An 8,808-nucleotide genomic window follows, 5' to 3' on the forward strand; every position below is an offset into this window, starting at 1 on the left:
AGGGAATTGGTCATGCCCGCTTTGACGCCCCAAAACACGCCCGAGGGCGTTGCAAATGCGCGCCGTAGCCCGAGCTACGGCTGTGCTTTGCGCCTACTCGGGCGCGTTTTGGGGCGCCCCTTCGGGCACGCCCAATTCCCTCTCAGCCTCTGAGGCGTCTCCCCGGCTGCGCGCCCCGTGGCACCGGTCGGTGATTGCGCTATCCTAAGCGCCGTCGCAACAACCGCAGGTCCTGCACCCCCATCCGTGTCCGATCCGCACCCCGAGCGCTCGCCCCAACGGGAAGACAAGCGCTCGTTTCTGCAGCGTTTGGCTGAATTCATCCACCCGGGCCCGGACTCTCCTGAGGAACTGATCGAGACCTTGGTCGAGGCCGAGGAGAACCGCGTGATCAACGCCGAGAGTCGGGCCATGCTCGAAGGCGTGATCCGCATGGCGTCGATGACGGCGGGCGAGGTGATGGTGGCTGCGCCGCGGATGGATTTGCTCGACATCGACGCGCCGTTCGATGAACTGTTGCATCAGGTGATCGACACGGGGCATTCGCGCTTCCCGGTTTTCGAGGGCGAGCGTGAAAACATCATCGGCATCTTGATGGCCAAAGACCTGCTGAAGCTGCAGCGCGCGCCAGAGCTCAGCTTGCGGGCGCTGCTGCGGCCCGCGCTGTTCATCCCGGAAACCAAGGGGCTCAACGACTTGCTGCGGGATTTTCGGCACAACCGCAACCACTTGGCGATGGTGGTCGACGAGTTTGGCCGCACTTCGGGCTTGATCACGATCGAGGACGTGCTCGAGCAGATCGTCGGCGAGATCGAGGATGAATTCGACGAGGCCGACGACGAGACGGTCGACATCTACGCGATGGCCGACGGCAGTTCGCGCGTCAACGGAGACACGCCGGTCGAGCGCGTCGAGGAGGCCTTTGGCGTGACGTTGCAAGATCCCGATGCGGACGACCGTTTCGAGACGATCGGGGGGCTGATCGCGCATGAAATGGGCCACGTTCCACGTCGTGGGGAGCGGTTTGAGCGTTCAGGCCTGCGCTTTACCGTGCTGCACACGCGCGGCGGTGCGGTGCGGTGGTTCAAGGTCAGCCCGGTGACCTCTGCCGCGGGTGCGGCTGCGAGCCATGAGCACCGGCGGGCGGGCCGCTGAAGGCGCCGTCGGCCGTGGGCTGAGCCCCGGCGTTCTGGCGTGGGCAGCCGGTGCCGGCTGCTTGCATGCGTGGTCGCTTGCGGTGCCGGGGCTCGGTCAGCCGGTTTGGGGCTTGCAGCTCGGCGCCCTCGGTTGGCTGGTCGATCGCTTGCGCGGCGTGGCGACGCGGGATGCGGCCCAGGCCCCGGCGGGGTGGGTGCGGGCCGCGGCGCGGGGGGCACTGCTTGCCTGGGTGTTTGCCACTTCGGCGCTGGCGGCGACTTTCTGGTGGCTGTTCATCTCCATGCATGTGTATGGTGGCCTTGCGGCGCCGCTGGCGGTCGCCGCCGTTGGGGCGCTCGCGGGCGGCCTGGCGCTGTATTACGCGCTCGCCGGCGCGGTCGTTTCCGTGTGTTTTTGGCGGTTTCCCGGCATGAAATGGAGCGGTGCTGCTCTCATTTTTGCGGCCGCCTGGACCTTGGCCGAGCTCGCCCGCGGGCGGCTGTTGACGGGTTTTCCTTGGGGCGCGGGTGGCTATGCGCATGTGGATGGGCCGCTGGCCGGCTATGCGCCGTGGCTTGGGGTTTACGGCATGGGCGCGCTCGCGGCGGTGGTGGCGACGCTCTTGGCGGGCGCGATCCGCGCGGGCCGGGGGGGCGGCGTGGGCACGGCGGTTCGGCTGCTGGCCGGGGTCGCCGCGGTGGCGCTGCTGCCGCTGGCCAGCCCGGCGTTTACGCGTTCGGCGGGCGAGATGTCGGTCGCGCTGCTGCAAGGCAACATCGAGCAGGGTGAGAAGTTCGAGCCCGCGCGCGGCATTGTCGATGCCTTGCAGTGGTACGGCGAGCGGCTGCGCGACAGCCGCGCGTCGCTGGTGGTGGCGCCCGAGACGGCCCTCCCGCTCTTGCCGGAGCAGTTGCCGCCGGGCTACTTCGAGGCGCTCGAGCGGCGCTTTGCCGAGGGCGAGCAGGCCGCGCTGATCGGGCTGCCGCTGGGCAATCCGGTCGAGGGTTATACGAACTCGGCGCTGGGTCTTGCTCCCGGCCGGGCGCAGCCTTACCGCTACGACAAGCATCACCTGGTGCCGTTTGGCGAGTTCATCCCGCCGATGTTCCGCTGGTTCGTCGATCTCATGCACATCCCGCTGGGTGACTTCCGGCGCGGGCCCTTGCAGGCGAGCGCCTTCGAGTGGGAGGGTCAGCGACTCGCGCCCAACATTTGTTACGAGGATTTGTTTGGTGAGGAACTCGCGGTGCGCTTTGCGCGCGCGGATGCGGCCCCGACGGCGCTCGTGAACCTCAGCAACATCGCCTGGTTTGGCGACACCGTGGCGCTGGCCCAGCATCTGCAGATTTCGCGGCTGCGCGCGCTCGAACTCGAGCGTCCCATGTTGCGCGCGACGAATACCGGCGTCACGGCCGTCATCGACCACCGCGGGCGCGTGCAGGCGATGCTCGAGCCGCTGACCCGCGGCGTGCTCGAGGCGCGCTTCGACGGCCGCGTGGGGCGCACGCCCTATGCGCGCTGGGTTGCGGCCTGGGGTTTGTGGCCGCTGGCGCTGGTGTGCTTCGGGGTGCTGCTCGCGGTCGCCCTTTGGGGCTGCCGCCCCCGGGGTGTCGCCTAAAATTCGAGCCTTCGACCGCCGCGATGTCTGGCGCTGGCGGATTCCAACGGATCACCTCCCCAATTGAGACGGCCCCTGCGCGGGGTGCGTCCTTCGTCACCATGCTCACCTTCCAGCAACTCATCTTGAAACTGCAGTCCTACTGGGGCGAGCAGGGCTGCGCGCTGCTGCAGCCGTACGACATGGAAGTCGGCGCGGGCACGAGCCACACCGCGACTTTCTTGCGCGCGATCGGACCCGAGCCCTGGCGCGCGGCCTATGTGCAGCCGAGCCGTCGCCCGAAAGACGGCCGCTATGGCGAGAACCCCAACCGGCTGCAGCATTACTACCAATATCAAGTCGTGCTCAAGCCCGCGCCGTCCAACATTCTCGAGCTCTACCTGGGCTCGCTCGAGGCGCTGGGTTTCGATCTGAAGAAGAACGACATCCGCTTCGTCGAAGACGACTGGGAGAACCCCACGCTCGGCGCCTGGGGTCTGGGCTGGGAGGTCTGGCTCAACGGCATGGAGGTCACCCAGTTCACCTATTTCCAGCAAGTGGGCGGCATCGATTGCCGGCCCATCACGGGTGAGATCACCTACGGCCTCGAGCGGCTCGCGATGTATCTGCAGGGCGTGGACAATGTCTACGACCTGGTGTGGACCGAGGGTCCGGACGGACGGCGTCTGACCTATGGCGACGTTTACCTCCAAAACGAGCAGGAACAGTCGGCCTACAACTTCGAGCACTCCGACGTCGACTTCCTGTTTTCGGCCTTTGCCGCGCACGAGAAGCAGGCCAAGTACCTGATGGAACAGCGCCTGGCGTTGCCCGCCTACGAGCAGGTGCTCAAAGCCGCGCACACCTTCAACTTGCTCGACGCCCGCGGCGCGATTTCAGTGACCGAACGCGCCGCCTACATCGGCCGTATCCGCAACCTGGCGCGCAGCGTGGCGCAGAGCTACTACGAGAGCCGAGAGCGCCTGGACTTCCCGATGGCGCCGCGCGAATGGGTGGCGCAGCTGCCCAAAAAAGAACACGCCGCCTGAGCGGCAGGACCGAACACCATGACCACCGAAAACCTACTCGTCGAGTTGTTCGTCGAAGAACTCCCACCGAAGGCCCTGCGCCGGCTGGGCGTAGCCTTTGCCGCAGGGTTGCGCGACGCGCTGGGCAAGCAAGGGCTGCTGGCCGAAGACTCGGTCACCACGCCCTTCGCGTCGCCGCGCCGGCTGGCCGCGCACATCACGCATGTCTTTCGCAAGGCGGCCGACCAGCCCGTGCAGCAAAAGCTCATGCCCGTCTCGGTCGGGCTCGATGCTGCGGGTCGGCCGACGCCCGCGCTGCTGAAAAAGCTCGCCGCACTCGGCGTCGATGTCAGCGAGCCCGAGCGCGTGCTGAACTTGCTGCGGCGTGCCAGCGACGGCAAGGCCGAGGCGCTGTACTACGACAGCCTCGTCACCGGCGCCTCGCTCGACGTCGGTTTGCAAAAGGCGCTCAACGAGGCCATCGCGAATTTGCCGATCCCTAAAGTCATGAGCTATCAGCTCGAGCGCGACTGCGCCTTGCCGGGCTGGAGCACGGTGCATTTCGTTCGCCCCGCGCACGGACTCGTCGCCCTGCACGGCGATGCGGTCGTGCCCGTGCAGGCGCTGGGCCTGACGGCGGGGCGGCACACGCACGGGCACCGCTTCGAAGCGGCGGTCGATCCGGTCGAACTGCCCCATGCCGACGCTTATGCCGAAACCCTGTTGCGCGACGGCGCGGTGATCGCCCGCTTCGACGACCGGCGCTTTGCCATCACGCAGCAGCTCGCCCGCGCGGCCGAGCAGCTCGGGCCGAACTTCGAGGTGTTGATGGACGAAGCCCTGCTCGAAGAAGTGACCGGTTTGGTCGAGCGGCCCAACGTGCTCGTCTGCGGCTTCGATGAGGCCTTCCTCGAAGTGCCGCAAGAGTGCCTCATCCTCACGATGAAGGCGAACCAGAAATACTTTCCGTTGGTCGACGGGGAGCAGCGCCTGACGAACCGTTTTCTGGTGGTCAGCAACATCACGCCCGACGATCCGAGCGCCGTCATCGGCGGCAACGAGCGGGTCGTGCGGCCGCGGCTGGCAGACGCCAAGTTCTTCTTCGAGCAGGACCGTCGCATGCCGCTGGCGGCCCGGGTGCCGGGCCTGGCCAAGGTGGTCTACCACAACCAGCTCGGCACGCAGGGGCAGCGGGTGGAGCGCGTGCGCGCGATTGCCGCAGGAGTGGCGGCCCAGCTCGGCCTCGACGCCGACACCACCGGCGCGATCGACACCGCCGCCCAACTGGCCAAGGCCGATTTGTTGACCGACATGGTTGGCGAGTTCCCCGAGTTGCAAGGCACGATGGGCCGCTACTACGCGCTCGCCGATGGGCTGGGTGAGACGGTGGCCGACGCGATCGAGGACCATTACCGCCCGCGGTTTGCGGGCGACGCCTTGCCGCGCAACACCGTGGGCACCGTGGTCGCGCTGGCCGACAAGCTCGAGACGCTCTCGGGCATGTTTGGCATCGGCAATCTGCCCACGGGCGAGAAAGACCCCTACGCCTTGCGGCGCCATGCGCTCGGCGTCGTGCGGATGCTGACCGAGAAGGCGCTGCCGCTGGCGCTCGACGCCTTGCTGGATGCGGCGGCGCGCGTGTTCGCCGGTATCGAAGGGTTTGACCGCAGCCGGGCCACGGTCGAGCTCGAGACCTTCATCTTCGAGCGCATCGCCGGGTTGCTGCGCGAGCAGGGCTACCGCAGCAGCGAAGTGGATGCGGTGCTGGCGCTGCGGCCCCAGCGGCTGGCCGAGATTCCGGGGCGCCTCGCTGCGGTGCGGGCGTTTGCCGCCATGCCCGAGGCGGCGGCGCTGGCAGCGGCCAACAAGCGCATCGCCAACATCCTCAAGAAGGCGGGCGATGTCGATCCGCATGTGAACCCGGCCTTGCTGCAGGAGGACGCCGAGCGCGCGCTCTACGAGGTGATGCTGCGGCTCGAGCCCGAAGCACGCGCTCTGTTCGAAGCGGGCGACTACACCGGCGCCTTGCGCACGCTCGCGGCGCTGCGCGGGCCGGTCGACGCCTTCTTCGACGATGTGATGGTCAACGCCGAGGCCTTGGACTTGCGGCTCAACCGGCAGGGGCTGCTCAAGCGGCTGCATCAGGCGATGAACCAGGTCGCCGATCTCTCTCGGTTGGCCGCGTGAGCGCCGACGCACGGGTCGGGGAAGGGCCGCGTTCGCGCGCTCTGTGGCTGGCTCTGTTGCCGCCGCTGGTGTTCATGGCGGTGCGCTGGGGCCTGCGTGTCGACGATGGGGCGGCGGCCGAGCCGCTGTGGCCGCTCGAGCCCGCGCCCGTCGTCGAAAGTGTTGCGGACGTCTGGGCTTACTTCGCACCGTGGCTGCTCACGCCCGTAGGCTTGATCGCGCTGGCCTGGATCGCCAAGCGACGTGGCTGGCTGGCGCGTGGGTTGGCTGGGATTTGGGTGGTGCTGTGGCTAGGCGGCGCCGCGGCGATGGCGGCGCGCGAGTTCAACCGGGCGCAGCTCGAACCCGTGCCGGCGGTGCAGGCGGAACTGCTGGCCGCGCGGCCGGTGGCGCCGAGCACGCGCAGCGCCGGTGGCGTCGACTGGTATCTGCGGCTTGCCGGCGAGTCGCGGCCCTACCGGATGCGGGTCGACGACCCGGCTGCTGCCGGCGTGCCGGTGGGTGCGCAGTTGTCGCTGCAGCGGGTGCGCGGGCGCTGGTGGGGCGTGTTCGTGCGCGGCTACACGGTGGAGCGCTTGCCTCTGCCTGGCCCCGCTGCGGCGGCGGGGTTGCCATAATCAGCGGCATGAAGCTCATCGTTCTCGAGCGCGACGGGGTCTTGTGCGCGCCGATCGAGGAACCGACCGGGGGCGTTGCGGCGTGGCAGGCCTTGCCAGGGGCGCTCGAAGCGGCGGCCCGGCTGCACCATGCCGGCTATCGGGTGGCGCTGGCGCTCGAGCTCTCAGGCCTCGGGCGCGGCCTGTTCGACATGGGCAGCGTGCAGGCGATGCATGCGCAGATCCTGGGCCGGTTGGCCGCTTTGGGCGGTCGGATCGACGCCATTTTCTTTTGCCCGCACGCCCCAGAGGACGATTGCGATTGCGCCTTCCCGTCGGGCGGTCTGTTTCGCGACCTCGTCGAGCGCTATGCGCTCGAGCCCGAGGACGTCAACGTCGTCTCGTCGACCGAGCGCCACGCGCAGGCGGCGGCTGCCGCGGGCTTGCGGGTCCACGGCGTGTGGCGCGCGGACGGAGCGGCGCCGATCGACGCGACACGTTTCGACAGCCTCGAGGCGGTGGTCAATCATTTGCTGGCGGCCACTGGCCGCTGAGCGTTCCCGGTTTTGAGGAGTTTTCGGCATGGCCTTGATACGTTCCTTGATCCACGCCGTTTGGATGTTCGTGACCGTGATTCCGTATGCGCTCGTGATCCTTGCGGGCGCGGCCGTGGGCGTGCGGGGCCTGCCGCTGTACCGGGTGGCTCGCGCGTGGTTGCGGCTGGTGATCGTCGGGGCGCGGGTGATCTGCGGCATCCGCTGGCGCGTGCACGGCATGGAACACCTGCCCACGGGCGAGACGAGCCCGGCGATCCTGCTGGTCAAGCACCAGTCGACTTATGAGACCTTTTTGTTGCCGGTCATCATGCCCCACCCGCTGGCCTTCGTGTTCAAGAAGGAACTGCTCTACGTACCGTTCTTCGGCTGGGCGATCGGCCGGCTCGACATGATTCACATCGATCGTGGACAGCGTGCGCAGGCCTTCCGCAAGGTGGTCGAACAGGGGCAGAAGCTGCTCGCGCAAGGCATCTGGATCATCATGTTCCCCGAGGGCACCCGCATCCCCCGCGGCCAGAAGGGCCAGTACAAGAGCGGCGGCACGCGGCTGGCGGTGGCCACGGGCGCGCCGGTGATTCCGATCGCGGTCAACTCGGCGAAGGTGTGGCCGCGCAAGGCGTTCATCAAACGGCCCGGCCTCGTCGATGTCTCCATCGGCGCGCCGATCCCGAGCGTCGGCCGCGACCCGGAGGAGCTGCTGCAGGAGGTCGAGACCTGGATCGAGACCGAGATGCGCCGCATCGACCCCGAAGCCTACGGCCTGCCGCCGGCTCAAGCCTGACGATGCACAACCCGCTGCAACGTGCGCTGGACTGGCTCGTGGGCGAACCGCTGGCGGCGCCTCGGGGGCTGCCGGATTTTTGGGAAAAACCGCAGGATGCCAGCGTCAAACGGTCGTTGGTTGCTCCTGAAAAAGAAGCACTGAGGGCGACCGAGGCGTCTGCTCCGGGCGCGCGCCTGGTGCTGCTCGACGGGCGCCCCGTGGCCTATGTGCTCGAGCGCGCGCGGCGGCGCAGCATCGGCCTGAGTCTGAGCCCGCAGGGTCTGCGTGTGCGCGCGCCGATCGGGGTGTCGCTGGCGCAGGTCGAAGCGGTGTTGCAGGACAAGGCGCACTGGATTTTGCGCAAGCAGGTCGAGGTGCAGGCTCGCCAGACCGAGCGCAACGCCGCGCGACAAACATGGTGCGATGGTGCACCGCTGCCGCTGTTGGGCGATGCAGTCGCGCTCGACTGCGACCGGCGCGCGTCCGTGGGCGCGCGGCGCGTGCCGGTGTGGCTCGCCGCCCCTGGAGGCTGCCCGCCGACGGCGGGGCTGGCGGCGAGGCTCGAAGCAGCTCGGGACCATGGCGAGCGCGCCCGCTTGTGCGTGGGGCTGCCGCCCGAAGTCGAGCCCGCGCGGCTGCAAGCCGTGGTGCAGCGCTGGCTGCAGCAACAGGCGCGGCTGCATTTCACCGAGCGGCTGGCGCACTTCGCGCCGCAGCTGGGCGTGCGGCCGACGCGCCTGGCGCTATCGAATGCCGCCACGCGCTGGGGCAGCGCGAGCGCCGACGGCAGCATCCGGCTGCATTGGCGCCTCATCCAACTGCGGCCCGCGCTGATCGACTATGTGGTGGTGCATGAACTCAGCCACCTGCGGCACATGGACCACAGCCCGCGCTTCTGGGCGGTCGTCGCTTCGGTGCTGCCCGACCACCGCGCATTGCGCGC

Annotated in this window: 8 protein-coding genes; all 8 read left to right on the forward strand. The window is 68.5% G+C overall.

What is annotated here, in order from left to right; all coding sequences use genetic code 11:
* Positions 1–246 precede the first annotated feature (246 nt).
* Complete coding sequence (locus tag JHC36_RS09855; protein ID WP_287918634.1) at positions 247–1,155, forward strand: CorC family transporter; 909 nt, start codon at positions 247–249, stop codon at positions 1,153–1,155.
* The gene (gene lnt / locus JHC36_RS09860) at positions 1,130–2,755 is read left to right on the forward strand and encodes an apolipoprotein N-acyltransferase (RefSeq protein WP_287918636.1); all 1,626 of its coding nucleotides are present in this window, start codon (positions 1,130–1,132) and stop codon (positions 2,753–2,755) included. The genes JHC36_RS09855 and lnt overlap by 26 nt, the downstream gene beginning before the upstream one ends.
* Before the next feature lie 101 nt (positions 2,756–2,856).
* On the forward strand, positions 2,857–3,783 hold the full coding sequence (gene glyQ / locus JHC36_RS09865) for a glycine--tRNA ligase subunit alpha (RefSeq protein ID WP_124222596.1): 927 nt from the start codon (positions 2,857–2,859) through the stop codon (positions 3,781–3,783).
* An 18-nt stretch (positions 3,784–3,801) separates the two neighbouring features.
* Complete coding sequence (glyS, locus tag JHC36_RS09870; RefSeq protein ID WP_124222594.1) at positions 3,802–5,949, forward strand: glycine--tRNA ligase subunit beta; 2,148 nt, start codon at positions 3,802–3,804, stop codon at positions 5,947–5,949.
* On the forward strand, positions 5,946–6,566 hold the full coding sequence (locus JHC36_RS09875; RefSeq protein WP_287918638.1) for a hypothetical protein: 621 nt from the start codon (positions 5,946–5,948) through the stop codon (positions 6,564–6,566). The genes glyS and JHC36_RS09875 overlap by 4 nt, the downstream gene beginning before the upstream one ends.
* An 8-nt stretch (positions 6,567–6,574) precedes the next feature.
* The gene (locus tag JHC36_RS09880) at positions 6,575–7,099 is read left to right on the forward strand and encodes an HAD-IIIA family hydrolase (RefSeq protein WP_287918640.1); all 525 of its coding nucleotides are present in this window, start codon (positions 6,575–6,577) and stop codon (positions 7,097–7,099) included.
* Between the two features lie 28 nt (positions 7,100–7,127).
* Positions 7,128–7,883, forward strand: a complete 756-nt coding sequence (locus JHC36_RS09885; protein WP_124222588.1) for a lysophospholipid acyltransferase family protein — start codon at positions 7,128–7,130, stop codon at positions 7,881–7,883.
* 2 nt (positions 7,884–7,885) lie between these two features.
* Positions 7,886–8,808: M48 family metallopeptidase (locus JHC36_RS09890; RefSeq protein WP_287918642.1), on the forward strand; the 923-nt coding region annotated here is incomplete at its 3' end.

It is taken from the genome of Tibeticola sp. (assembly GCF_022759015.1).
Lineage (GTDB): Bacteria > Pseudomonadota > Gammaproteobacteria > Burkholderiales > Burkholderiaceae_C > Tibeticola > Tibeticola sediminis.

What these genes read in the sequence shown, in the direction of transcription:
- JHC36_RS09885 (WP_124222588.1), top strand. Translation starts at nt 7,128, where the DNA reads ATGGCCTTGATACGTTCCTTGATCCACGCCGTTTGGATGTTCGTGACC.
- glyQ (WP_124222596.1), top strand. Translation starts at nt 2,857, where the DNA reads ATGCTCACCTTCCAGCAACTCATCTTGAAACTGCAGTCCTACTGGGGC.
- JHC36_RS09880 (WP_287918640.1), top strand. Translation starts at nt 6,575, where the DNA reads ATGAAGCTCATCGTTCTCGAGCGCGACGGGGTCTTGTGCGCGCCGATC.
- lnt (WP_287918636.1), top strand. Translation starts at nt 1,130, where the DNA reads ATGAGCACCGGCGGGCGGGCCGCTGAAGGCGCCGTCGGCCGTGGGCTG.
- glyS (WP_124222594.1), top strand. Translation starts at nt 3,802, where the DNA reads ATGACCACCGAAAACCTACTCGTCGAGTTGTTCGTCGAAGAACTCCCA.